The following is a 25,147-nucleotide window of genomic DNA, read 5'->3' as shown; positions in this document are numbered from 1 at the left end:
AGCTGTTCACATGGGCCCGTACCGGGCGGCAGGGGCTCCGGTCAGCAGCGCCCAGTAACGGTCGCCGTACGACCAGTGCCACCACTCCGTGGGGTAGTTGATCAGCCCCGCCGTGGTGAGCGCCGCGCACAGCGCGCGCCGGTTGTGGCGCGCCTGGTCGGAGATGTCCGGGGCGTCGGTGTAGCAGGCTCCGCCACTTGCCTCCGGGCTGGCGTCGACCGGTGTGCCGAGGTCGAGTTCGTCGCCGCCGGTGGTGCACAGGGTGAGGTCGACGGCGGCACCGGCGACGTGCGGCGCGGTCTCGGGCGGGGCCACCGAACGGCTGGTCTGGGAGCGCAAGTGGCCGTCCGGCCAGTCGGGGTGGGTCCGGCGTAATTCGGCCCTGTACTCGTCGAAGTACCGGGTCTGCAGGGCGAGCGGTCGGTACCCCTCGGTGACCAGCAGTCGCAGTCCGTCGGGCAACAGGCGTGCCGCCCTCTCGAGGCGCACGGCAACACCCTCGCGGACCATGGCGTACGCCCCGTCCGGATCCGCCTGTCGCGGGTCCACTTCGAGGAGCGAGGACTCCCGCAGGTCGACGAGTGGGTCACCGCACTCGAGGACGGGGATGCGGGCCACTTCGACTGCGCCCATGAGGATGATCGGGGCCATGTCACGTCTTTCGTCGTCCTGCGTGCAGGGAGAGTGAGCGGCGCGTGCGCGCCCGGGCCCCGGGGGGAGGCCGGTGCGGCTCTCCCCCCGGGGTACCCCCGTCGGGCGGTGGTCCTGTCGGCAGGCGGTGGGCGTTATCGCCTTTCGGGCGAGACGTAGCCGACGACGTCGCCGCGCCGGGTGTTGGACCGGGCGCGCTTGAACACGCCTTCCTTGCCGCTGCCGCTCGACGTCTTCGTGGTGTTGCCCTCGATGGTCGTCAGCTTCTTCCCGCTCTTGCGGTACTTGACGACGATGCCGACGTGGTCGATGTCCCAGCCGTTGTTGCCGAGGCTCGGCTTGCTGCCGTCCCAGTCGTAGAGCACCGCGTCACCCGGCTTGGGGACGTAGGAGCCGCGCTTGTGCCACTTGCCGGTGCCGGCCTTGGCGGCCCGGTAGAAGGAGCCCGCCCAGGGATCGATCTTCTTGGTCTTGGCACCCGACTTCTTCCAGGCATGGCGGGCGAAGTCGGCGCACCAGTTGTTGGAGCGCCACTTCACGCCGCCGGTGGAGGTGCTGCAGATGTCGTCGCCGCTGGTCTTCCAGTACCCGCTGTAGAAATTGCAGTTGTTCCTCTTCTCGCGGTTGTGCTTCGGGTTGTCCTTCTCGACCGTGGCGTTCTTGACGATCTCTGCGCGCAGGCGGGTCGGTGCTGCCGACGCGGTCGTGGTCAGCGACCCCGCGACGACGGCGCCGCCGGTGAGAGCAGTGACCAGAAGCATGACGGCCGGGCGGCGGAAGACCGGCGTCTTCGTCGAGCGAGAGGTCGATTCGGATGCCGAATCGGATGCCGCGGCGGATGCCGAAGCGGGCGCCGAATCGGCCGTGGTGCTGTTCGTCGTGCTGGACATGTGGTCCTTCCCCGTTGATTCCCCGTTGGCGTCGGAGGCTGTTTCCCTCCGACGTCACCGAGGTTCGCCGAGGCTTCTGCAATTCTTCTGCAAGTCCGCCGCAACATGGTTCACCGCGTCTTACAGTCCAGTCCGCGTCTTACCGTTCGTTCCTCGTCTTACCGTTCATTCCGCTCCAGCGCGCCGCACTCCGTGAACACGGACATCGCCTCGGCACGCAGTGACGCCGCCCCGCGCCTGTCGCCCAGGGCCTCGCGGGCCGTGGCAAGACCGCGCAGCGTGCGGGCCCGCGGCAGCCGCAACTCCAGTGCGTCCCACAGGCGTACGGCGGCGGCGAGCCGTTTCTCCGCCTCGTGGTGCCGCCCGTCGGCCAGGGCGCACTCGCCGAGCGTGCGCAGGCTCAACGCCTCGCCGAAACGGTCCCGGTAGGCCCGGCAGACATCCAGCGCACCGAGCAGTTCCGCCTCCGCCTCCCGCGTACGTCCCAGCCTCAAACGCGCTTTGGCACGGGCCCGTTCGGCGTACGCCGCCATCAGCGGATCACCGAGACCGGCGAGGATCTCCAGCGCCAGTCCGGCGTGCCGTTCGGCCTCCTCGTACGCTCCGAGTGACCGGTGCACCAGGCTCAGTGTGCGCAGCGTGAGTGCCTCACCTCGTCGGCTGCCCAGGCTCCGGTAGGCCCGTAGCGATACTTCCAGGAGCGCTGACGCACCGTCGTGGTCGCCGAGTTCGAGGCGTACGGAGCCATGGAGCCGGCAGGCAAGACCGATACCCGCGTCGTCGCCCAGGCGCTGGAAGGCATCGACGGCGCGGTCCAACGCCTCGTCGGCGGCGTCCAGTCGGCCCAGTTCACGCAGGTTGCCACCGAGCCCCGCAAGGGCGGCGGCCTGACCGTGCAGGTCCCCTATGGCGGCGCACAAGGGCTCGGCCTGCCGGAAGTACTCCTGGGCTTCGGCGTACCGGTCCTGTTCGAACCGCAGTTGCCCCAGGCCGATGAGCAGCAGCGCCTCGCCGGCGCGGTCCTCGGCGCGCCGGGCGGCGGCGAGGGCGGCGTCGTGGCTGCGCCACCAGGCGTCGAAGCGGTTGCCGACGGCGAACGACGAGGAGCACAGCACGGTCGCCGCCGCGCAGGCGAGGGTGTGCAACCCGAAGGCCGCCGCGCGCTCGACGGCCGTGGCGAGCGCGTCCGCCTCGGCCTCGAACCAGGCGAACGGGTCGGCGAGCGCGCGCCGTGTGGTCGCCGCCCCCACCTCGGCGGCCGGTGCGCCGTCTCGCGGACCGGCCCCGCCCCGGTCCGCCTTGGCCCCGCCGGCGGAGCGATTGACGCTCGCCGATCCTCCGAGATAGGGCCGCAGCACGACCACCCCCGAAGGAGCCTCCTCCGCGACCCGCTCCACCAGGCCCAGTCCGGCGGCGAGCGCCCGCCCCACCGCGGCCGCGCGTACCTCGACCGAGTCCTCGGCCTCCGCCCGCTCCGCGGCGTACACGCGCACCAGATCGTGGGCTCGATAGCGCGACTGCCCCGCGGAGTCGGTCCCGGTCCAGTCCAGCAGCTGCGCGTCGACGAGCCTCTCGAGCACCTCCTCCACATCGTCCTCGGCCCCGTCGACGAGCAGCGCCGCCATCCAGGGAGCCGTGTCGCACGGTCCCAGCACGGCCAGGCGGCGCAGCACCGTGCGGGCGTCGTGATCGAGCGACTCGTAGCCCAGCCCCAGACTGGCCCGCACCTCCAGATCGCCCACAGCCAGTTCGTCGAGACGCCGCCGCTCGTCCTCGAGGCGGTCGGCGAGGACGCGGGGAGTCCAGTGCCGGCGCGTGGTCAGCCGCGCCCCGGCGATGCGCAGGGCCAGGGGCAGCCCCCCGCACAGGGTGACGATGCGCCGTGCCGCGGCGTCCTCTGCGGGATCGTCCGTCGCGCCCCGGGGGTCGGTGACCCGGGCCAACAGCTCAAGACTGCGTACCTCGTCCAGGACGGCGAGATCGGTATGCCGGGCCCCGTCGAGGCCGCCGAGCCGGGCTCGCGAGGTGACGAGCACGCCGCACCCCGCGCTGCCCGGCAGCAGCGGCCGTACCTGAGACTCGCTGCCCGCGTCGTCGAGGACCAGCAGGAGGCGGCGCCCCGCGACGAGGCTGCGGAAGAGGTCGGCACGCTCGTCGGGATACTCGGGCGGAGCCGCACCCAGCGCGCGCAGCAGTCGCCCGAGGACGTCGCCGGGCGGCACGGGGGCACCGGTGCCCTGCAGTTCGGCGTACAGCTGCCCGTCGGGGAAGGCGCCCATGGCCAAGTGGGCGGCCTTGACCGCGAGGGCGGACTTGCCGACGCCGGCCGGCCCCGCCACCACCACGACGGAGGTCGCGTCCCGGGGTGCGGTGAGCCCGTCGACGACCTCGGAGATCTCGGCCTTCCGGCCGGTGAAGTCCTGGATGGCCGGAGGCAGCAGGCACACGGGCCAGGGCGTGGCGGGCGCCTGCGGCGTCCATACGTCGGTGTTCGCCGCACCGCCTTCGGCAGGCAGCAGCGCGGGGTCCGCGCGCAGGATGGCGCCATGCAGTCGACGGAGCTCCGGCCCGGGATCGATGCCGAGTTCCTCGGCGAGTACGGAGCGCCCCTCTTCGAACACCGCGAGGGCATCGGCCTGCCGCCCCATCCGGTAGAGGGCGAGCATGAGCTGCCCGCGCAGCCGCTCGTTGGTGGCGTGGGCGCCGACGAGTCCCCTGAGTTCGGTGATCAGCTCACTCTCCCGCCCTCCGCAGGCGAGTTCGGCGGCGATGCGCTCTTCGAGTACGGCCTGCCGGGCCTCCTCGAGCCGTACCGCCTCGCTCCGCAGCGCCTCGCCGACTCCGCCGAGCGCGGGACCGCGCCACAGCATGAGCGCGTCACGCAGCAACCGGGCGGCACCCAAGTGGTCCCCCTGCGCGGCGGCCTGCCGCCCGGCCGCGGCCATCTCCTCGAACCGCCCGAGGTCCACGGCCCCGGTGTCGGGCCGGATCAGATACCCCGGTGCCCGCGTCTCGATCGCCGCCGGTCGCGCCTCCGGCAGGACCCGCCGCAGGGCCGAGACGTAGGTCTGGACCAGCGCCCGGGCCGTCTCCGGCGGCTCCTCGCCCCATATGACGTCCACCAGCGCGTCGGCAGGCACGACATGCCCGGCGCGCAGCAGCAGCGCGGCCAACAGGGCACGAGGCTTGGGCCCGCCCACCCGCAGCGGACGGCCTTCCCACAGCGCCTCGACCGGCCCGAGTAAACGGTATTCCACTGCCATGGTCTTTCCCCCGAGGCATCACCGGCACGGACTCACCACTCATCCTTCCCCAACCTTTCCTACGGAGTGACGAGTTGAGGGGAGCTCACGGTACGTGCTACCGGGGCGCCGCCATCAGGGCATCGGTGAAGCCTTTCCAGCCCCATACGCCCGTACCGGTGAGGCTTCCTTCGTGCTCCGGGCAAGACTGTCGAGGTCCGCCCGTCGCCAACGAACCTCACAACACACCGCGTCCGGTTTTCCAGCCGCCCGCCAAGGAGCCCCCGTGCCCGAGCAGCCTCTGATCGTCCTCGACCCCACCGGCGCCGACCGCCACGCGGAACACCTCTCCCTGCGCGCCGAAGGAGCGGCCGCCCAGGTCGACATCCTCGGTGTCACGGCCTGGGCCGTGACCGACCCGAATCTGCTCAAGCACCTGCTGACCAGCCCGGATGTGTCGAAGGACGGCCGCAGTCACTGGCCGGCCTTCCAAGAGACCGTCCCTCGCTGGCCACTTGCGCTGTGGGTGGCGGTGGAGAACATGTTCACGGCATACGGCCCGGACCACCGCAGGCTGCGGCGGCTGATCGCGCCCGCCTTCAGCGCACGGCGCACGGCCACGATGAAGGCGGCTGTGCAAGGCATGGTGATCGAGCTGCTCGATCGCCTCGCCGCACTACCCGAGCACGAGGTCGTGGACCTGCGGGAGCACCTCGCCCACCCCCTCCCCATCGCCGTGATCGGCCATCTCATGGGTGTACCGCAGGGCAGGCGTGCCGGCTTCCGGCAGCTGGTGGACGGCGTCTTCGACACCACGCTGGACCCGTCGCAGGCTCAGGCCAACACCGCGCGTCTGTATGAGCAGTTGGACGAGCTGATCGCCGCCAAGCGCGCGGCCCCGGGTGACGACATGACGTCGCTGCTGATCCAGGCCCGGGACGACGAGGACGGCGGCAGCGGCCTCGCCCATCAGGAGCTTCGCGACACGCTCCTGCTGATGATCAGTGCCGGGTACGAGACCACGGTCAACGTCATCGACCAGAGCGTCTTCACGTTGCTGACGCGCCCCGACCAACTCCAGCTGGTCCGCACGGGAGCCGTCGCCTGGAACGACATCGTCGAAGAGACCCTGCGCCATGAGCCCGCCGTCAAGCACCTCCCTCTGCGCTTCGCCGTCGAGGACATCCCGCTCCCCGACGGCCGGACCATCGCCCGCGGCGACGCCATCCTCGCCTCCTACGCCGCCGCGAACCGTCATCCCGGCTGGCACGCCGACCCCGACACCTTCGACGCCACCCGTACGAACAAGGACCATCTGGCCTTCGGCCACGGCATGCACTTCTGTCTGGGTGCCCCGCTGGCCCGCCTGGAAGTCGTCACCGCGCTGCAGCACCTCTTCGAGCGCTTCCCCGACATCCGTCTGGCCGTGCCCGCCTCAGAGCTGAAGCCCGTGGCCTCGCTCATCAGCAACGGCCACCAGCAACTCCCCGTCCGCCTCGGCCGGTCCAGCACCTGAGCGTCCCGAGCGCTGAGCAGTTCGTACCACCGGCGAGGCCCGCCGCCGTCCGGCGGGCCAGGTCAGGTCAGGTCAGGTCAGGTCAGGTCAGGTCCGTCGTACTCGCTCATCGCGTCCATGAGCCAGCGCGCCAGATAGTCGGCGAAGGACGAGCGCGGGAGCAGGCGGTAGGTCGGTGTGTCGTCGAGCTGCCACAGCAGTACGGCGACGGGGCCCACCGTGGTGGACACGGCCGTGCCGGGGCCGAAGGACCGGGGGTGCAGGTCGTGCGGGCAGCCCTTCTCCAGGACCTGGCGGGCGGCCGAGCCGCGCAGTTCCAGGGTGGTGCGGTTCGCCGAGACGTCGACGGCCGAGCCGGGGTCCGTGCCGAGTGCCTCGCGCAGCTCGGCCGTGACGCCTTCGGCCCCGGACACCACGAGCCATTCGTCGGGGCCGAGCCAGAGGACCGTGTGGGGCCCGAAGGAGGTGGTCGGGCCGCACCGCGGCGGCAGCGGCGCTCCGAGGGTCTTCTCGATGCGCTCGGCCGTCTCGGTGCCGGAGGCGACCCGCAGGTTCACCATCGTGACGAACGGCCGCTCGGTCAGCGCAACGCCCCGGGTGCCGGTGACGGTGGCCGCGCGCATGCGCTGTTCCAGATGTGCCAGGGGGCTGGTGCGCAGTGCCACCGGCCCCGCGCTCGCGTCGATCGTCGGCTCAGCCATCTCGCTTGGTCCCTTCCGGGTCGTAGAGGACGAAGTCGGTCACCTCGACGCGCACCAGGTCGTCGCCCACCGGAGCCAGCAGGGTCTCGCCGATCCTCGCCCGGCCGCCGGCGACGAGCGCGAGGGCGAAGGGGCGGCCGAGGGCCTGGCTGTGGTAGCTGGAGGTGACGTGGCCGAGCATCGGCACGGGCACCGACTCCAAGGAGCCGTCCGATGCGACGAGTTGGGTGCCCTCGGGCAGCCGGGTCGTACGGTCGGCGGGCAGCAGACCCACCAGTTGCTTGCGGTCGGGGCGTGCGGTGTCGGGGCGGGCGAAGGACCGCTTGCCGATGAAGTCCTTCTGCCGGGAGACCACCCAGGACATGCCCGCGTCCTGCGGGGTGACGGTGCCGTCGGTGTCCTGGCCGACGATGATGTAGCCCTTCTCGGCCCGCAGGACATGCATGGTCTCGGTGCCGTACGGGGTGATGTCGTAGGGCCGGCCGATCGCGTCCACCTCCTCCCAGACCGCGAGGCCGTACCAGGCGGGGACGTTGATCTCGTAGGCGAGTTCGCCGGAGAAGGAGATCCGGCAGAGGCGGGCCGGGACGCCGGAGGCCAGGGTGGTCTCGCGGAAGGCCATGAAGGGGAACGCGTCGTTCGACAGGTCGACCTCGGGGGCGAGGTGGGTCACGACCTCGCGGGACTTCGGGCCGACGACGGCGATGGTCGTCCACTGCTCGGTCACCGAGGTGCAGTGCACGTCGAGTTCGGGCCACTCGCTCTGGAGCCATTCCTCCAGCCAGTCCAGCACGCCGGCGGCACCGCCGGTCGTGGTGGTCATGAAGTAGCGGTCGTCGGCGAGGCGCAGGGTCACGCCGTCGTCGAAGATCATGCCGTCGGGCTTGCACATGACGCCGTAGCGGGCCATGCCGGGCTTGAGCTTCTTGAAGGCGTTCGTGTAGACGCGGTTGAGGAACTCCCCCGCGTCCGCGCCCCGGATCTCGATCTTGCCGAGGGTGGAGGCGTCCATGAACGCCACCCCTTCGCGGGCAGCTCGGCACTCCCGGGCCACGGCCGCGTCCATGTCCTCGCCGGCCCGCGGGTAGTACCGGGGTCGCTTCCACTGGCCGACGTCCTCGAACTCGGCGCCGTGCGCGACGTGCCAGCCGTGGACGGCGGTGGTCCGCTCCGGGTCGAACAGGTCGCCCCGCTCGCGCCCGGCGAGGGCGGCGAAGGCGATCGGCGTGTAGGGGGCCCGGTAGGCCGTGGTGCCGATCTCTCCCAACGAGCCGCCGAGTGCCTCGGCGATCACGCCGATCGCGTTGACGCCGGAGGTCTTGCCCTGGTCGTTCGCCGTGCCGAGGGAGGTGTAGCGCTTGACGTGCTCCACGCCGCGCATGCCGGCGCCGGTCGAGCGCCAGACGTCGGCGACGGTGACGTCGCGCTGGAGGTCGACGAAGTGGGTGTCCCAGGACGCCGGTTCGCCTTCGAGGGCCGGGATCAACCACAGCGCGCGGACCGTTCCCGTGGCCGGGGTGTCACGGGGCGCGGGTTCGGCAACCGGGAAACCGGCCTCCGTGGCGGCCCGCGCACCGGCCCGCTCCCCCTCGGCCAGGCAGCCCTCGAGGTCGTATGTCCCGCGTGCCGCGCCCACGATCTGCTGGTCGCGTACGTCACCGTCGGGGACGAAGGCGACCAGGTCCGTGTCCCAGCGCAGCCGCCCCTGCCGCTGGCTGTGCAGGTGGACGACGGGACTCCAGCCGCCCGAGACGGCGAGCAGGTCGCAGTCGTACGACTGCGGGGCACCGGCCTCGTCGAGGGACCGGACGACGACGCCGGTGAGCCGGCCGCCCCCCTCGGTGCCGACCACGGCGCTGCCGGTCAGCACCCGCACCCCGGTCGCCCCCGCGACCTCGGCCGCCCGGTGGGACAGGTCGGGGCGCGCGTCCACGACGGCGGCGATGTCGACGCCGGCCGTATGGAGGGCGGCCACGGTGTCGTAGGCGCTGTCGTTGGTCGTGGCGACCACGGCACGCGAACCGGGCGCCACGGCATACCGGTTGAGGTAGGTGCGCACGGCTCCGGCGAGCAGCACGCCCGGCCGGTCGTTCCCGGCGAAGACCAGCGGGCGCTCGTGTGCTCCCGTCGCCAGCACCACGCGGCGGGCCCGGATGTGCCACAGCCGCTGCCGCGAGACACCCTCGGGGGCGTCGGCCCCGAGGTGGTCGGTGCGCCGCTGGAGGGCGAGGACGTAGTTGTCGTCGTAGGAACCGAAGGCGGTGGTGCGACGCAGGACGACGGCTTCGGGGGCGGTGTCGAGGGCGGCCACGGCCTCGGCGACGCGCTCCGAGTCGGCGGGGCGGCCGGAGAGCAGTGAACCGCCGGGCTCGGGCTGGTCGTCGACGACGATCACGCGGGCGCCGGAGCCGGCGGCCGTGGTGGCGGCGGCGAGTCCGGCGGGCCCGGCGCCGATGACGAGGACGTCTGTGTGGACGTACTTCTTGTCGTAGACGGCCGGGTCGGGGGTCGGGTCGAGGCGGCCCATCCCGGAGAGCGTGGTGGCGGACAGGCCGTCGTACAGTTCCACGGTCGTGGCGGGCAGCATGCCCTCCGAGCACGGACCGTCCAGCTGTACCAGGGCGTTGGGCTCCTCGGCTCCCGCGGCGACGATGCCGCGCGGCCGGCCGCGGTAGAGGGACGGGGCGACCTGGACGACGCCGTTCGCGAGCATCGCGGAGGCGAGGGTGTCGCCGGGGTGGCCGGTCAGCTCCCGCCCGTCGACGGTGAACCGCACGACCGTGTCACGGTCGATGCGCCCGCCGCTGGGCAGCCGGTGGTGCTGGTCGGTCATCGGGTCCCTCCCGGGCGGGGCTCGTCGAGCCGGTACGAGGTCAGCACCTCGTGGGTGGCGGTGTCGCGCAGGACGTTGAACCAGCGGCGGCAGCCGGTGCTGTGCACCCACCGCTCGGCGAACGGGCCCTTGGGGTTGTCGCGGTAGAAGACGTACTCGGCCCACTGTTCGTCGGTGAGGTCCGCCGGGTTCTCTGGGTAGGGGACGTGGGCCTGTCCGCCGTAGTGGTACTCGGTCTCGTCCCTCGGGCCGCAGTAGGGGCAGTCGATCAGCAGCACGGGTCCTCCTCAGTGGGCCACGGCCGCGGCGCCGTGTTCGTCGATCAGCGCGCCCGTCCGGAAGCGTTCCAGGGCGAAGGGGGCGTTCAGCGGATGCGGCTCGCCGGTGGCGATGGTGTGCGCGAAGGTCCAGCCGGCGGCGGGGGTGGCCTTGAAACCCCCGGTTCCCCAGCCGCAGTTGACGTACAGGTTCTCGACCGGCGTGGTGCCGATGATCGGGGAGGCGTCCGGCGTGACGTCGACGATGCCGCCCCAGGTCCGCAGCACATGGGCCCGCGCGAAGACCGGGAACAGTTCGACTGCGGCGGCCATCTGCTGCTCGATGACGTGGAAGGAGCCGCGCTGCCCGTAGCCGTTGTAGGAGTCGACGCCGGCTCCCATTACCAGTTCGCCCTTGTGTGCCTGAGACACATAGACGTGCACGTGGTTCGACATGACGACCGTCGGATGCACCGGTTCGTGCAGTTCGGAGACGAGGGCCTGCAGGGGGTGCGACTGCACCGGCAGCCGTACGCCCGCCCTTTCGGCCAGCACGCTGCTGTGCCCGGCGGCGGCGAGGCCGATCCGCCCGGCGAGGATGCGGCCCCGGTTGGTCTCGACGCCCACGACCCGGTCGCCGTCCTTGAGGAAGCCGGTGACCTCGCAGCCCTGGATCAGGTCGACGCCCAGTTCGTCGGCCCGGCGGGCCAGCGCCCAGGCGACGTGGTCGTGCTTGGCGATGCCGGCCCGCGGCTGGAAGGTGCCGCCTAGCACCGGATAGCGGGTGCGGGGAGAGACATTGAGGATGGGGCAGACCTCGGCGACCTCGTCCGGCTCCAGCCATTCCGCGTCGACTCCGTTGAGCCGGTTGGCGTTGACACGGCGCACGCCCTCGCGGACGTCCTGGAGGGTGTGCGCGAGGTTGAGGACCCCGCGCTGGCTGAACAGGAAGTCGTAGTCCAGCTCCTCGGGGAGCCCCTCCCACAGCTTGAGGGCGTGCTCGTAGATCGCCGCGCTCTCGTCCCACAGGTAGTTGGAGCGGATGATCGTGGTGTTACGGGCCATGTTGCCGCCGGCCAGCCAGCCCTTCTCCAGGACGGCGACGTTCGTGATGCCGTGGTTCTCGGCGAGGTAGTAGGCGGTGGCGAGTCCGTGGCCGCCCGCGCCGACGATGACGACGTCGTAGGAGGAGCGCGGTTCGGGGTTGCGCCAGAGGAAGTCCGGGTGCTCCGGCAGCGGCTCGCCGGTCATGCCGCGTCTCCGTTCAGGTGGGGGTAGAGGGGGAAGGCGGCAGCGAGTTTCCCGACCCGGGCGCGCAGTTCGTCGTCGGGCCGCTCGCCCTTGAGCGTCTCGGCGACGATGTCGGCGACCTCCCTGAACTCGACGTCGCCGAAGCCCCGTGTGGCCAGGGCCGGGGTGCCGATCCGCAGCCCGGAGGAGATCATCGGCGGGCGCGGGTCGAAGGGCACCGCGTTGCGGTTGACGGTGATGCCGACGCGGTGCAGCCGGTCTTCGGCCTGCTTGCCGTCGAGCACGGAGTCACGCAGGTCGACCAGGACCAGGTGCACCTCGGTGCCGCCGGTCAGGACGGTGATGCCTGCCTCGGCCACGTCGTCGGCGAGCAGCCGGCCCGCGAGGATCCGGGCACCGTGCAGGGTGCGCTGCTGGCGCTCCCTGAACTCCTCCCCCGCCGCCACCTTGAACGCCACCGCCTTGGCGGCGACGACATGCTCCAGCGGCCCGCCCTGCTGGCCCGGGAAGACCGCGGAGTTGATCTTCTTCGCCAGGTCGGCGCGGCTGAGGATCACCCCGCCGCGCGGGCCGCCGAGGGTCTTGTGGGTGGTGGTCGTGACGACGTCGGCATAGGGCACCGGGTTCGGGTGGAGCCCCGCGGCCACCAGCCCGGCGAAGTGCGCCATGTCCACCATCAGATACGCGCCCACCCCGTCGGCGATCCGCCGGAACGCGGCGAAGTCCAGCCGCCGGGGATACGCCGACCAGCCCGCGACGATCATCCTGGGCCGGTGCGCGAGCGCGAGCTGCTCGACCTCGTCCATGTCGATGCGCAGGTCGGACTCGCGCACGTGGTACGGCACGACGTCGTAGAGCTTGCCGGAGTAGTTGATGCGCATGCCGTGGGTCAGATGGCCGCCGTGGGCCAGGTCGAGGCCGAGGATCGTGTCGCCGGGCTCCAGCAGCGCGAACATGGCGGCGGCGTTGGCCTGGGCGCCCGAGTGCGGCTGCACGTTCGCGGCCTCGGCGCCGAAGAGCTCCTTCACCCGGGAAATGGCCAACTGCTCGACGACGTCGACGTGTTCGCAGCCGCCGTAGTAGCGGCGGCCGGGGTAGCCCTCGGCGTACTTGTTCGTCAGGACGGAGCCCTGGGCTTCCATGACGGCGGCCGGGGCGAAGTTCTCCGAGGCGATCATCTCCAGCGTCGACTGCTGACGCAGCAGCTCGGCGTTGACCGCTGCGGCGACGTCCGGGTCGAGTTCGCCGAGCGGGAGTGCGAGGGGGGAGGCGAGTGTGCTGGTCGACGGGTTGGTTGCCATGTCTGCACCATCCTGGGAGCCAACTGAAGAGCAACTGATATATCAGTCTGCTGCGGTACGGTATGGGAGCTCGCCGACCAGGTCAAGGGGGCATCCATGGAGCAGACGGCGACCGAGCCCGGCACCGAGGAGCCGACCCTCGCCGAGCGCGCCTACCGCGCCGTCCGTGACCGGCTCGTCCTGCTGGAGATCCGTCCGGGCGCGCCGATCAACGAGGAACAGCTGGCGCAGTCCCTGGGCGTGGGCCGCACTCCGGTGCGCGAGGCGCTCAAGCGGCTGCAGTACGAGCGCCTGATCACGACCTATCCGCGGCGCGGCACCTTCGCGACGGACGTCAACATCACCGACCTCGCCCATATCTCCGAGGTGCGCCTGGAGCTGGAACCGCTGGCCGCCGCCCAGGCCGCGCGGCGGGCCACGGCGGCGGACCGGGCGGCCCTGACGGCGCTGCGCCACAAGCTGACGAGCGCGGGCTCACCACGGCACGAAGCGGTCGATCTGCTGCACCTGGACCTTCAGGTCCACCGCGCCATCTACGCCGCCACGCGCAACCCGTATCTGGAGGACACCCTCGTCCGCTACGACAACCTGGCCACCCGCATCTGGTGCCTGTTCATCGAGCGGCTGGCCGACATGGCCGGCCATGTCGAGGAGCACGGGCCGCTGATCGAGGCGATCGTCGCCGGTGAGCCCGAGCGGGCGTCCGAACTCGCCCGCCGTCATGTCGTGGGCTTCGAGCGCGCCGTCCGCGAGGCCATCTGACGCGACGCGTCAGTGCGCGACGCCCCGCGACTCACCGGGGCGCATCCTGGGCCGGCCCGCCAACGTGGTCCACAGATACGGGGCGACGTCGTCCTCGGGAAGCTGGGCGATCATGTAGCGGACGCAACGTTCGATCTTCACCCGCCACAGCCGGGCCGCCTCGTTGCCGTCCGCCTCGCACAGCGCGTCGTGCACCGCGGCGTCCTCATGGGCGATGGTGTCGCAGGCCTGGCTGTAGTTCATGTCCAGGACCGCGACGAACATGCGCAGCCGGGCCGTGAGGCGTTCGAAGGTGTGGGCGGCCTGCGGCAGGTCCGCGATCCGCGCGAGCGCGTCCTGGAACCTCAGGTCGTCCTCCCGTATGCGCAGATGGTCGTTGTCCCGGGCGGCGGCGCGGACCTCCGCGAGCGCCGCCGAGGCCGGTGCGAGGTTGTCGCGGCCGAGCATGGCGATCCGGCGCATGAGCAGCGCGCCGAGGCTGGCCCGCAGGGCGTAGAGGTCGAGGACGTCCTTCGCCGTGACGGCGGGGATCGCGGTGGCGCCTCCCGGGAGCAGGTCGAGCATCCCTTCTTCCGCGAGCGCGTGCAGGCCCGCGCGTGCGGCCCGGCGTGAGAGACCGAGGCGGCCCGCGAGCGGCGCCTCACGGACGCGGTCGCCCGGCCGGTGGCCACCGGCGAGGAGAGCCTCGCGCAGCAGACCCACGACCGGATCGGTGGTGACGGGGGCGCCCGGCGGACCGTCGGAAGGGGTGATGCGCGGCGCTCCGGGAGCGGCGGAGGTGCCGAGTGCGCGCGCGTCCCGGGCGTCCGAGTCGTTGCCGGACCCGCAGATGGCCGGGGTGTCGTAGGAGGGGCGCGGTGGGACGACCCGAGTGAACGGGGTGGTCACGGGGGTCCATGTGGTGGACCAGGTCAGCAGCGCGTCACGCAGGCGGTGCGGGTCGGGATCCGCGTCCGGACCGGTCCGGCCGTCGGCGGCGAGGAGGCGCCGGGTCTCGTCGGCCCACGCCGCCGGATCGGGTGCGTGGTACCGGCGCAGCCGCGGGGGTACAGCCGGGTCCGACCCGTCGAGGGCGTCGTACGCGGCCGTGGGCACGCCGTGCGTGAGCAGGTGCACGGTCTCCCCCGGGCCCGCCGCCGCCCTGACCTGATCGAGGAACGCGCGGAGGGCGGGCTGATCCGTCCGGGGCGCGTCCGCGCCGAGTCGTTCGCCCCGGAGCGCGGCGAACGCGCAGGCCACGGCGAGGACATGAGCCGCCTCGTGGTCCTGGCCGAAGAGCCGGTCGGCGACGGCGGCGGTGGGGACGGACGCGCCCCGCACCGGCCGGGCCGTCACCGCGAGGACGCACAACGGCGGGGCGAGGAACAGACCGACGACCTCCCCGAGCCGGTCCGGCAGGGACCACGCCCGGCGCGGCCCCGCCACGGCGCGCTCCGCCGGCCGGACCCGGTAGGTGCGCCAGATCCGGCTCACCGTGCTCTGGCTCAGACCGGTCTCCGCGGCCATGGAACGGCTCGACCAGCCCTGCCTGGCACCGGTCGGCGGCGGGGTGAGGGTGCGGACGAGGACGTGCGCGACGGTGTCGTCGTCGGCCGTGGGAGGCCGCCCGGGGCGGGGCTGCTCGTCCAGGCCGTCGAGGCGTTCGGCGAGGAAGCGGGCACGCCACTTGGCGACCATGTCACGGGATATGCCGAGGTTCCTGGCCACGCCCGTGTTGGTGGGCTCGCTCTCACAGGCCAGCACGATCCGCGCCCGCAGGGCCCGGGCCTGGGAGCAGGTGCGGCTGCGGGTCCACGTTCGCAGCGTGGTCCGTTCGTCCGCGGTGAGGACGACGGCGTCGCGGGGTCGGCCGGCCATGGCGGGAACCGTAGCCGAACTTCTGACTCGGAGACACCCCGGCGACGGGTCGGGACTCGGAGGCATTGTTGGCCGCCTGCCGCCTTCACATACTTCGTTGCCATCCGGCGGCCACGTGGCCGGCGTCCCCCAGAAACCGCGAGTTCGCCTCGATCGGCGAGCCCGGCCCGCCCCCCACCCGGGCAGCACTCGCGCCATCGAATCCGCACCCCGACCCCGACCGGCCCGGGCCTGCCCTCCAAGGGCGGTTCCGAGATCCGCTCCCGGAGGCTGTGATGACCCTGAACGCAGGAAACAGACTGGATGACGCGCCCCTGTCGCGCTTCCACAAGAAACTGGCGCTGTACTCCTCCGGGGGCCCGTTCCTCGACGGCTACGTGCTGAGCATCATCGGCGTCGCCATGGTGCAGATCTCGCCACAGCTGAATCTGTCCGACTCCGCCGAGGGCCTCATCGGTGCGTCCGCGCTCATCGGCATCTTCCTCGGCGCGTTCGTGGGCGGCTGGCTGACGGACAAGTTCGGCCGGCAACTGCTCTACACCATCGACCTGATCGCCATCATCGTCTGCTCTCTCGCCCAGTTCTGGGCCGACGACCCGGTGTGGCTGTTCGTGCTGCGGCTGCTGATCGGCATGGCGGTCGGCGCGGACTATCCCATCGCCACCTCGCTGCTGGCGGAGTTCACCCCGCGCCGGTACCGGGGACCGCTGCTGGGCGGCCTGGTCGTCATGTGGTTCGTCGGCGCCGCGGTGGCGTACATCGTCGGCGAGATCCTGCTCCAGACCGGCGACGACGCCTGGCGGTGGATGCTCGCCAGCGCCACACTGCCCGCCACGATCATCGTGCTGCTGCGCCACGGCACACCGGAGTCCCCGCGCTGGCTGGCCAACAAGGGCCGTACCGAGGAGGCGGAGAAGGTCCTCAAGCAGGTCTACGGCCCCGATGTGACGATCGCCGACCTGCCGGACGAGGCGGAGCAGCGCGAGAACGTCGACATCAAGGCGATCGTGCGCTCCGGCTACGGCGGGCGGATGCTCTACATCTCCGTCTTCTGGACCTGTTCCATCGTCCCGCTCTTCGCCATCTACGCCTTCGGCCCGAAGATCCTGGACGCGCTCCGGTTGGAGGGCGGCCTGGCCAACATCGGCGAGGCCATGATCACCGTGATGTTCCTCGTCGGCTGTGTGGTCGCCCTGTTCTTCGTCAACCGGGTGGGCCGGCGTCCGCTGGTCATCCACAGCTTCATCTGGTCGGGCCTGGCCCTGCTGCTGCTCGGTATCTTCCCCGAGGCCCCCTGGGGCGTGATCATGACCCTGTTCGCCCTGTACGCGGTCATCATCGGCGGCACCCAGATCCTCCAGTGGATCTACCCCAACGAGCTGTTCCCGACCGAGGTACGCGGCTCCGCCGTCGGTCTCGCCTCCTCGGCCAGCCGGATCGGCGCCGCCGTCGGTACCTATCTCGTCCCCATGGCCCTGACCGGCTGGGGTGTCGGCGGCACCATGCTCGCGGCGGCCGCCATCAGCCTCGTCGGTGCCGTCGTCTCCGTCCTGTGGGCGCCCGAGACCCGCGGCATGGCCCTGCACGAGGCCGCCGCACTCGACCCCAGGCCCGCTCGGAGCGAGCCGACGGGCCGCCCCGCGAGCGTCTGAACGACCTGCTCGGCCCTCACCGCACGGTGGGGGCCCGGGCGGACGCGATCCATCCGAAGGTCCAGGGAACAACGGCCGCCGCGCGCCGCCGAGTTCCTCACCCGTGAACCCGCAGGAGGGCACCGATGAAAGACGTAGTGATCGTGGGAGGCGGCATCGCGGGACTGTCCGCGGGCTGGCGACTGCGGCACTGGGACACGCTCCTGCTGGAGTCCGAGGGACGGGTCGGCGGCCGTATCCGTTCGGAACGCCGCGGACCGTACTGGCTCAACTGGGGCGGGCACGTCTACGCCGGCGGGAACTCGGCGACGTCCTGGCTGCTCGACAACACCGGCGTGGACTCGGTGGCGGTGCCGGGCTCGCTGGCCGGCCTGTCGATGAACGGCAAGCTGCTGCTCAAGGGCCGGGTGGAGAGCTACCCGTTCCGAATCCCGATGCCGATGTCGGCACGCGTCGGCATGGTCAGGGCCGGCGCCAAAGTGGCCCTGCACGTGGCCCGTTACGCCCGGATCGTGCAGCGGCGGCGGGGCGAGACGGAGGCCCAGCGCCAGCAGCGGATCTACGACTTCATGAACGACCGCTCCTTCAAGGACCTCATCGGAGATCTGCCCGAGGACGCCGAAGCCCTGTTCAAGCCCACGGTGACCCGCTCGGCCGCGGACATCGACCAGCTCGCCGCCGGTGCGGGCGTCGGCTACTTCAGCCTGGTGTGGAACATCGGCGCCGGTCTCTCGCAGAGCATCCTCGGCGGTCCGTCCACCCTGACCGAGAGCATCGCCGCGGCCCTGTCGGACCGGGTGCGGCTCAACGCGACCGTCGACGAGGTGGTCCAGAAGAAGGACTTCGTCGTCGTCCGCTACCGGCAGGACGGAGTGGAGCGGGAGGCCGAGGCACGCTGCGTCGTCCTGGCGACGCCGGCCACCGTCAGCCACCGGATCGCCGTCGACCTCGACCGCGACGTCCGCGAGGCCCTGTCGAAGATCGTCTACGGACCCTATGTGAGCGCGGCGTTCCTCAGCGACGAGACCGGGCGCCGGGTCTGGGACGACGCCTACGGCATCGCCACGCCGAAGCGGTCCTTCAACGTCGCGCTGAACATGTCGAACGTCGTGCACGGTTACGAGCGGGAGCGCCGGCCCGGCAGCAGCATCATGACGTTCTCGCCGGGGAGCCTGGCGCGCGAACTGCTGGAGCACGACGACGACACGATCCGCCGGATCTACCTGGACGACCTGGACCAGGTGCTGCCCGGCTTCGCCGCCCATGTCGTCGAGGCCGAGGTGCAGCGCTGGCCCACGGGTGCGCCGTACTGCTTCCCGGGCCGCGGCAGGCTCCAGCAGACGCTGACCCGCCGCAGCGGCCGCGTCCTCCTGGCCGGCGACTATCTCGGCACCCTCTACACCGAGACCGCGATCCAGACCGGTCTGTCCGCCGCGCAGGAGGCGCGGAGTCTGCTGGCGACCGGCCGGCAGAGCGCGCGACACGGTCTGACGCCGGCGCACGCCGCGTCGTGAGCACCCCATATCCCCGCTTCATCCGAGGAGTTGCAAGAAATGTCGTCACAGCTGAGCGGTGTCCTGACCGCCCTGGCCACCCCGTTCGCGCCGGACGGGGAGATCGACGAGAAGACACTGCGCCGCCTGGTGGACCGCAGCATCGACGGCGGGGTCGACGGCGTCGTCGCCTGTGGCTCCACCGGTGAGTTCGCGGCGATGACCGGCGCGGAGCGGCGGCATCTCGTCGAGACCGTCATCGACCAGACCGCGGGGCGCGTGCCGGTGATCGCGCAGACCGGTGCGCTCAGCACCAGGGAGGCCGTCGAACTGTCCCGGCACGCGCAGGCCGCCGGCGCCTCGGTGCTGATGGTGGTCACGCCGTACTACGAACCGCTCACGCTCGACGAGACGCTGCGCTATCTGCGTACGGTCGCCGACGCCGTGGACATCCCGGTCATGCTCTACAACCTGCCGGGGGCCACCGGCGTCAACCTCTCACCGGACACCGTGGGTGAGCTCGCCCGCGAGGTCGAGAACATCCGGTACATCAAGGACACCAGTGCCGACATGGCCCAGGCGGGTCAGCTGATCCACCGTCACGGCGACGTCATCTCCACCTTCATCGGCTGGGACAGCCTTCTGCTCACCGCGATCTGCGAGGGCGCCGCCGGGGTCATGGCGGGGACCGCGAACGTGATGCCGGCCGAACTCGTCTCCATCGACCGCGCGTTGCGCGCCGGCGAACTCGCCCGTGCCCAGGCCGAATGGGCGCGGATCCATCCGCTGATGGACGCGATCATGTCCGCGCCGTTCATCCCGGCGGTCAAGGCCGCCCTGGACGCGGCCGGGTTCCCCGTCGGCGGCCCGCGCGAGCCGCTGCTCGGCCTCGATGCGGAGACGACGGCCAGGATCGCCGCCCTGGTGCGGGCGCTGCCGCGGCTTTCGGCCTGACGCCGAGGCACGTTCCGGAGCGTGTGCCGCGCGCACGCGGCGGCGTGCCGACGCGCACGTCGTCGACCGCCGCCCGAACTCACCGGGCCCGCTCCCGGTGTTCCACCCGACCACATCCAGGGAGTCACCCTCATGACCGCCTCCGCCGACCTCACGACAGCCACGGTCCGCCGCACGCCGGACGCACCGCCCCTGATCACCCCGGCGGACCTGCCGCCGGCCCGGCACTTCGTCGACGGGCGGTTCGTGGGCACCTGCGCTGCCCCCGACGCGTCGAGCGACCGTTTCACCGACGTCGTCGACCCGAGCACGGAAACCCTCCTCGCCCGGATTCCCGAGGGCACCGCTGCGGACGTCGACCGAGCCGTCGCGGCCGCCCTGGCGGCCAGGGACAGCTGGGCACGGCTGGTGCCGAAGGAGCGCTCGGAGGTGCTGCACGCCCTCGCCGACCGGCTGGCCGAGCACGACGACCTGCTGAGCCGGCTGGAGTCGGCGAACACCGGCAAGCCGCTCGCGGTGTCCCGGGACGACGTCGCCATGACCGTCGACACGTTCCGCTTCATGGCCGGTGCGGTGCGCGCGACCGGTTCGATGGCCGCCGGCGACTACGCCGAGAACCATCTCTCGGTCATCCTGCGGGAGCCCCTCGGAGTGATCGGCGTGATCACCCCGTGGAACTACCCCCTGCTCATGGCGGCCTGGAAGATCGCGCCGATCCTCGCCGCGGGCAACACCGTGGTCGTCAAGCCCTCCGAGCAGACCCCGCTGACCACCCTGAAGCTCGCGGAGCTGGTCGGCGATCTCCTGCCGCCGGGCGTGCTGAACGTGGTGACCGGGTACGGCCCGGTCGCGGGCGCCCGGCTGACGGAGCACCCGGACGTCGACATGATCGCCCTGACCGGCTCGGTCGACAGCGGTCGGGCCGTGGCGCGGGCCGCGGCGGACAGCCTCAAGCGGGTGCACCTCGAACTCGGCGGCAAGGCCCCGGTCGTGATCTTCCCGGACGCCGATCTCCCGGCCGCCGCGTCGGCGTTGCGCGTCGCCGGTTTCTGGAACTCGGGGCAGGAGTGCGGGGCCGCCTGCCGGATCCTCGTGCACGAGTCGGTCGCGGAGGAGTTCGTCGAGCGGCTCGTCGGCGAGGTGCGGGCCCTGGTGGTCGGCGAACCGACCGCCGGTGAGGACGTCGAGGTCGGCCCTATGGTCTCGAAGGCCCATTTCGACCGGGTCACGGGCTACTTGGAGCGCGCGAAGGAGGACGGCCTACGCGTGGCGACGGGCGGCGGGCCCCTCGAAGGGCCCGGCTACTTCGTGGCCCCGACCGTGCTGGTCGACGTCCCCGAGGGCGCCGAGGCCGCCCGCGAGGAGATCTTCGGCCCGGTCGTCACGGTCGAGACCTTCACCGACGAGGCGGAGGCGGTACGGCGGGCCAACGACGTACCGCTCGGCCTTTCGGCCTCGGTGTGGACCGAGAACGCGCGCCGCAGCCACGACATCGCGGCGCGCCTGGACTTCGGGACCGTCTGGGTCAACTCCCATCTGGTGCTGGCGAGCGAAGTGCCCTGGGGCGGCTTCAAGGGGTCCGGCTACGGCCGGGACCTGTCGCTGTACGCCCTGGACGACTACTCGCGGACCAAGCACGTCATGCACAACCACGGGCGATGATCCCGTCCGACCAAAGGAGGTGTGCCGTGAGCGCCGACGACCCTCTGATGAGCCCGTTCGTCCTGAAGCACCTGACGCTGCGCAACCGCATCGTCAGCACGTCCCACGAGCCGGCCTACAGCGAGGACGGCCTGCCCAAGGACCGCTATCGCGCCTACCACGTCGAGAAGGCCCGCGGCGGGGTCGCGCTGACCATGATCGGCGGGAGTGCGCTGGTCAGCCGGGACAGCGCGCCCGCTTTCGGAAACCTCCAGCTGTGGAAGGACGAGTCGGAGACCTGGCTGCGCCGCCTCGCCGACGAGGTCCACGAGCAGGGCGCGGCGGTGATGACCCAGCTGACCCACCTCGGCCATCGCACCAGCAACTACACCGACACCTGGCTGCCGGCGATCTCGGCGAGCGACGTCCGCGAGCCCGCACATCGCGCGTACGCCAAGGCGGCCGAGCAGTGGGACCTCGACCGAGTGCTGCGGGACTTCGTCGAGGTCGCCCAGCGCTGTCGGTCGGCGGGGCTCGACGGCATCGAGCTCATGGCGTGGGGCCATCTCCTCGACTCGTTCTGGACGCCGTTCTGGAACCACCGCGACGACGAGTACGGCGGCTCGTACGAGAACCGGATGCGCTACCCGCTCCAGGTCATCCGTGCCGTACGCGAAGCGGTCGGTCCGGACTTCCTGATCGGTGCGCGCATGACCTTCGACGAGGAGCGGGAGGGCGGTCTGGAGACGGGTGAGGCGTTGCGCATCGCCGACGACATCACCGCCGCCGGTGTCGACTTCATCAGCCTGATCAAGGGCTCCATCGGCACCGACGCGGACCTGGCGCGCACGATCCCACCCATGTCCACGCCCGCCTCCCCGCACCTGGAGTTCGCGGGGCGGATCAAGCAGAAGCTGTCGGTTCCCGTGATGCACGCGGCCCGTATCAGCGACGTGGCCACGGCGCGGTACGCCGTCGCGGAGGGGCTCCTCGATCTGGTCGGTATGACCAGGGCGTTGATGGCCGACCCCGAACTGCCGAACAAGGTCCGCGACGGCCGCGCGGACCGGATCCGGCCGTGCGTCGGCGCCAACATGTGCATCGACGGCATCTACGCGTCCGGCGCGGCGTTCTGTATGCACAACCCGTCCACCGGACGCGAGCTCGATGTGCCGCAGCGGATCATCCCCGCCGGGACGGCTCGGCGGATCGCGGTGGTCGGAGCCGGGCCGGCCGGCCTGGAGGCCTCCCGTGTGCTGGCCGAACGCGGCCACGACGTGCGCCTCTTCGAGGCCGCCGACAAGGTGGGCGGCCAGTTGCTGCTGGCGTCGAAGGCGCCTCGGCGCCGCGACCTGCGGGGCATCGTCGACTGGAGGACAGACGAACTCGCCCGGCTGGGCGTGCCGATCACGCTGAACACCTACGTCGACGCCGACACGCTTCTCGACGAGCGGTGGGACGACGTGATCGTGGCGACCGGCGGCACGCCCGCGGCCCCTCGCATCCCCGGGGCGGACCTGGTCCACGACACCTGGGACGTGCTCGCCGGGGCCCGGCGGCCGCGTGGCCGTGTGCTGGTCTACGACGACCACGGCGGCAACCAGGCCCTCGACGCGGTGGAGGCCCTGGTCCGGGAGGGCACGAAGGTCGAGATCGTCACGCCCGAGCGCCCCTCTCGCCCGATGTGGGGTCACTCACGGCGTCCGGTTACTTCCACTCGCTGGCGGAGAGCGGTGTCACGGTCACGCTCCTGCGCCGACTGCACGGGGTCACCAGGAGTGCGCGGGGCGGCCTGGAGGCCGAACTCGGCATGGACGGCTTCCCGTTCCGGGAGCGCCGCACCTTCGACGCCGTCGTGGCCGAGATGGGCACCGACCCCGTCCGTGAGCTCTACGACGAACTGCTCGGCTCCTCCACCAACTTGGGAGCCGTCGACCTGACCCACCTCCTGGCCGGCGAACCCCAGGGGGTGGTGCGCAACCCTGAGGGTGCTTTCCGTCTGTTCCGGATCGGGGACGCGGTGACGAGCCGGAACGTCCATGCGGCGATGCTGGACGCCGCGCGTCTGTGCCGGACGATCTGACTCCGGGGCGCCCCGTCATACGAGGGGACGCAACTCCCGTTCCACGAGGGCCCGGAAGCTTCCCGCAGGGCGGCCGGTGAGTCGTTGGACGGAGTCGGTGACTCGGTCCTCCGCTCCCCCGGCGATGGCCCGGTCCATGTCCGCGAGCATCGCGGCGAACTCCTCCGGCATCTGAGCGGCGAGCCGGTCGCGCAACTCCTCGTAGGACAGCGGCCGGTGGGCCACGGGCCGGCCGGTGACCTCGGTGATGACCGTGGCGATGTCGTCGTAGCCGAGCGGCTCGGGTCCGGTGAGGACGAGGTCGGTGTCGGGGGCGCGGTCGTCGGTGAGGGCGTGGAAGGCGACGGCCGCGATGTCCTCGGCGTCGACGAAGCCGACGCGGCCGGTGCCGGCGGCCGTGCGGATGAGGCCCTCGGTGCGGATGCCGGTGGCGTGCGGGTGGTCGCCGGTGAAGTTCTGCATGAACCAGGACGGCCGCAGCACCGCCCACTCGTCGAAGATGCCCGGCAGCGCCGCGTGCACCTGCCCCACGGCCGGCCCGCCTTCCGGGATGGACGAGGCGCTGAGCAGGACCGCGCGCCGCACGCCGGCCGCACGGGCCCGGCGCAGGAAGGGCAGGACCACCGCCGCGGGGTCGGGGTCGCCGACGGGCGGGATCACGTAGACGCGGTCGACTCCGTCGAGGCCGGCGGGATGACTGCCGGGGTCGTACCAGTCGAAGCGGACCGGCTCGGCTCCGGGCACGGGTGCCGCCTTGCGGCTGGCAGCCCTGACCGCGTGGCCGGCGGCCGTCAGCCGGGCCGCGGTGCGGCTGCCGGTGGTCCCGGTGGCACCGATGACGAGGGTGATGCCGAGGGCAGGAACGGCGTCGGGCCCGGTCATCGGGTGCTCCCGGAGAAGTCGACGCCGGGTTCGAGGACGGCGAGCGGGTTCCAGTAGTCGCGGTAGGAGGTGAAGCGCCCGCCCTCGACGGTGACGACGGCGATGTACTTCATGTCGAAGGGACCGTCGGTCGCCACGAGCCGGCCGACGCCGCGCATCTCGACCACGACGGTGCGCGGGTCGACGGTCTCGTGGATCCGCAGATCGGCCTCCGGGAAGTCGTGCAGGTCGATGTGGTCCGGGTAGGGCCGCATGTACTCGGCGATGGCCTCCCTCCCCTCCAGCTGCGCGGGCCGGCCCGGGGGTGCGAACGGGAACTCCATGACGCCGTCCTCGGCCCACAGGCCGGTCCAGCCGGGAATGTCCTTGTCGAGCAGGAGCCGCAGGCTGTGCCGGTACAGCTCCGCCGGAGAGATCGCTACGGGTACGGACATGGGTATCCTCCGTCTCATACAATACGGACCACGGGTCCGCTTCGATCGACGATACGGACTACGGGTCCGTTTTTCAATCGGAGGAGTTGGAGGAGGCACGTGCCCGAGCCCGAGCGCAGAGCCCGCAAGGACGCTGCCCGCAACCAGCAGGCCGTTCTGGAGGCCGCCGACGCTCTCTTCGCCGGCGCCGAGAGCCCGGAGGACCTCACGATGGCCGACATCGCGGCGGCGGCCGGGGTCGGCAAGGGGACCGTGTTCCGCGCCTTCGGCGACCGCGCCGGTCTGCTGCGCGCGCTGTACGAGGCCCGGCTCGAACCGGTCCGCGAGGCCGTGGAATCGGGCCCGCCGCCTCTCGGGCCCGACACCCCGCCGCAGGAGCGGGTGCCCGCGCTGCTCGACGCCGTGCTGTGCTTCAAGCTCGACAACCGGCGTCTCGTGCTGGCGTTGGAGGAGCACGGGAGCAGCAGCCCGTACCGGGCCGGGCACTACGAACGATGGCACCATCTGCTCCGGTCCGCGCTGGAGCACATCCCCGACGTCACCGACCCCGGTTTCACGGCCCACGCCCTGCTCGCCGCCGTCCGAGCCGACCTCGTCGAGCGCCTGGCCGGCGAGGAGGGTGTCCCACGCGAGCTCCTGCGGACCCAACTGGCCGACTACGCCCGCAAGGTCGTCTGCGCACGCGGGCCGGGAACTGCACAGACATGATCGGCGTCGGGAAAGATGGACACAGGGCGGCGGCACCGG

The 25,147-nt window shown here is 71.7% G+C and carries 20 protein-coding genes; 9 read left to right on the top strand and 11 right to left on the bottom strand.

Going from position 1 to position 25,147, the window contains the following annotated elements:
- Positions 1–6 precede the first annotated feature (6 nt).
- The 3 genes from ACFPQ9_RS30660 to ACFPQ9_RS30650 all read right to left on the bottom strand — a co-directional run bounded on the left by ACFPQ9_RS30660 (position 7) and on the right by ACFPQ9_RS30650 (position 4,804).
- Complete coding sequence (locus ACFPQ9_RS30660; RefSeq protein WP_380860540.1) at positions 7–651, bottom strand: M15 family metallopeptidase; 645 nt, start codon at positions 649–651, stop codon at positions 7–9.
- 134 nt (positions 652–785) lie between these two features.
- Positions 786–1,541 carry a CHAP domain-containing protein gene (locus ACFPQ9_RS30655; protein ID WP_380860537.1) on the bottom strand — a complete coding sequence of 252 codons (756 nt, stop codon included), beginning with the start codon at positions 1,539–1,541 and terminating at the stop codon, positions 786–788.
- A gap of 158 nt (positions 1,542–1,699) precedes the next feature.
- Positions 1,700–4,804, bottom strand: coding sequence for an AfsR/SARP family transcriptional regulator (locus tag ACFPQ9_RS30650; RefSeq protein ID WP_380860534.1), 3,105 nt, complete (start codon positions 4,802–4,804; stop codon positions 1,700–1,702).
- A gap of 265 nt (positions 4,805–5,069) precedes the next feature.
- Between ACFPQ9_RS30650 and ACFPQ9_RS30645 the strand changes: the two genes are divergently transcribed.
- Positions 5,070–6,299 (top strand): cytochrome P450 family protein, encoded by a 1,230-nt coding sequence (locus ACFPQ9_RS30645; RefSeq protein WP_380860531.1) that lies wholly within the window; start codon positions 5,070–5,072, stop codon positions 6,297–6,299.
- A 77-nt stretch (positions 6,300–6,376) separates the two neighbouring features.
- On the opposite strand, the gene ACFPQ9_RS30640 is transcribed toward ACFPQ9_RS30645, so the two are convergent.
- The 5 genes from ACFPQ9_RS30640 to glyA are packed head-to-tail and all read right to left on the bottom strand — an operon-like array spanning position 6,377 to position 12,642.
- Positions 6,377–7,000, bottom strand: coding sequence for a sarcosine oxidase subunit gamma (locus tag ACFPQ9_RS30640; protein WP_380860528.1), 624 nt, complete (start codon positions 6,998–7,000; stop codon positions 6,377–6,379).
- A complete protein-coding gene (locus ACFPQ9_RS30635) occupies positions 6,993–9,833 on the bottom strand; it encodes a sarcosine oxidase subunit alpha family protein (RefSeq protein WP_380860525.1) in 2,841 nt (946 codons plus the stop codon). Before ACFPQ9_RS30635 ends, ACFPQ9_RS30640 begins: the two co-directional genes overlap by 8 nt.
- Positions 9,830–10,111, bottom strand: coding sequence for a sarcosine oxidase subunit delta (locus tag ACFPQ9_RS30630; RefSeq protein WP_380860522.1), 282 nt, complete (start codon positions 10,109–10,111; stop codon positions 9,830–9,832). The genes ACFPQ9_RS30635 and ACFPQ9_RS30630 overlap by 4 nt, the downstream gene beginning before the upstream one ends.
- Positions 10,112–10,120: 9 nt before the next feature.
- Positions 10,121–11,341 carry a sarcosine oxidase subunit beta family protein gene (locus ACFPQ9_RS30625; protein WP_380860519.1) on the bottom strand — a complete coding sequence of 407 codons (1,221 nt, stop codon included), beginning with the start codon at positions 11,339–11,341 and terminating at the stop codon, positions 10,121–10,123.
- Entirely contained in the window at positions 11,338–12,642 is a 1,305-nt protein-coding gene (gene glyA, locus ACFPQ9_RS30620) for a serine hydroxymethyltransferase (RefSeq protein ID WP_380860516.1), read from the bottom strand. Before glyA ends, ACFPQ9_RS30625 begins: the two co-directional genes overlap by 4 nt.
- Positions 12,643–12,738: 96 nt before the next feature.
- Here glyA and ACFPQ9_RS30615 point away from each other — a divergent pair, with 96 nt between their 5' ends.
- A complete protein-coding gene (locus ACFPQ9_RS30615) occupies positions 12,739–13,404 on the top strand; it encodes a GntR family transcriptional regulator (RefSeq protein WP_380860513.1) in 666 nt (221 codons plus the stop codon).
- A gap of 9 nt (positions 13,405–13,413) precedes the next feature.
- Here the strand turns inward: ACFPQ9_RS30615 and ACFPQ9_RS30610 are convergent, their stop codons facing one another.
- A complete protein-coding gene (locus ACFPQ9_RS30610; RefSeq protein WP_380860510.1) occupies positions 13,414–15,261 on the bottom strand; it encodes a helix-turn-helix domain-containing protein in 1,848 nt (615 codons plus the stop codon).
- A 275-nt stretch (positions 15,262–15,536) separates the two neighbouring features.
- On the opposite strand from ACFPQ9_RS30610, the gene ACFPQ9_RS30605 reads away from it, so the two are divergent.
- From ACFPQ9_RS30605 to ACFPQ9_RS30580, 6 genes are all read left to right on the top strand, one after another.
- Positions 15,537–16,913: an MFS transporter gene (locus ACFPQ9_RS30605; protein WP_380860507.1), complete on the top strand. Its 1,377-nt coding sequence runs from the start codon at positions 15,537–15,539 to the stop codon at positions 16,911–16,913.
- 125 nt (positions 16,914–17,038) lie between these two features.
- Positions 17,039–18,427, top strand: a complete 1,389-nt coding sequence (locus ACFPQ9_RS30600; protein WP_380860504.1) for a flavin monoamine oxidase family protein — start codon at positions 17,039–17,041, stop codon at positions 18,425–18,427.
- Between the two features lie 39 nt (positions 18,428–18,466).
- Positions 18,467–19,360, top strand: a complete 894-nt coding sequence (gene dapA, locus ACFPQ9_RS30595; protein WP_380860501.1) for a 4-hydroxy-tetrahydrodipicolinate synthase — start codon at positions 18,467–18,469, stop codon at positions 19,358–19,360.
- Between the two features lie 132 nt (positions 19,361–19,492).
- A complete protein-coding gene (locus ACFPQ9_RS30590; protein ID WP_380860498.1) occupies positions 19,493–21,022 on the top strand; it encodes an aldehyde dehydrogenase family protein in 1,530 nt (509 codons plus the stop codon).
- 26 nt (positions 21,023–21,048) lie between these two features.
- Positions 21,049–22,941 (top strand): oxidoreductase, encoded by a 1,893-nt coding sequence (locus ACFPQ9_RS30585; protein ID WP_380860495.1) that lies wholly within the window; start codon positions 21,049–21,051, stop codon positions 22,939–22,941.
- Positions 22,866–23,084, top strand: coding sequence for a hypothetical protein (locus ACFPQ9_RS30580; RefSeq protein ID WP_380860492.1), 219 nt, complete (start codon positions 22,866–22,868; stop codon positions 23,082–23,084). The genes ACFPQ9_RS30585 and ACFPQ9_RS30580 overlap by 76 nt, the downstream gene beginning before the upstream one ends.
- A gap of 15 nt (positions 23,085–23,099) precedes the next feature.
- Here ACFPQ9_RS30580 and ACFPQ9_RS30575 read toward each other — a convergent pair whose 3' ends face one another.
- Entirely contained in the window at positions 23,100–23,966 is an 867-nt protein-coding gene (locus tag ACFPQ9_RS30575) for an NAD(P)H-binding protein (RefSeq protein ID WP_380860489.1), read from the bottom strand.
- Positions 23,963–24,400, bottom strand: coding sequence for a nuclear transport factor 2 family protein (locus ACFPQ9_RS30570; protein WP_380860486.1), 438 nt, complete (start codon positions 24,398–24,400; stop codon positions 23,963–23,965). The genes ACFPQ9_RS30575 and ACFPQ9_RS30570 overlap by 4 nt, the downstream gene beginning before the upstream one ends.
- 99 nt (positions 24,401–24,499) lie before the next feature.
- Between ACFPQ9_RS30570 and ACFPQ9_RS30565 the strand changes: the two genes are divergently transcribed.
- Positions 24,500–25,108 carry a TetR/AcrR family transcriptional regulator gene (locus tag ACFPQ9_RS30565; RefSeq protein ID WP_380860483.1) on the top strand — a complete coding sequence of 203 codons (609 nt, stop codon included), beginning with the start codon at positions 24,500–24,502 and terminating at the stop codon, positions 25,106–25,108.
- Positions 25,109–25,147 lie beyond the last annotated feature (39 nt).

The sequence above is a fragment of the Streptomyces coerulescens genome, assembly GCF_042657965.1.
GTDB lineage: Bacteria > Actinomycetota > Actinomycetes > Streptomycetales > Streptomycetaceae > Streptomyces > Streptomyces coerulescens.
This window is presented reverse-complemented; position numbering and strand designations above follow the sequence as displayed.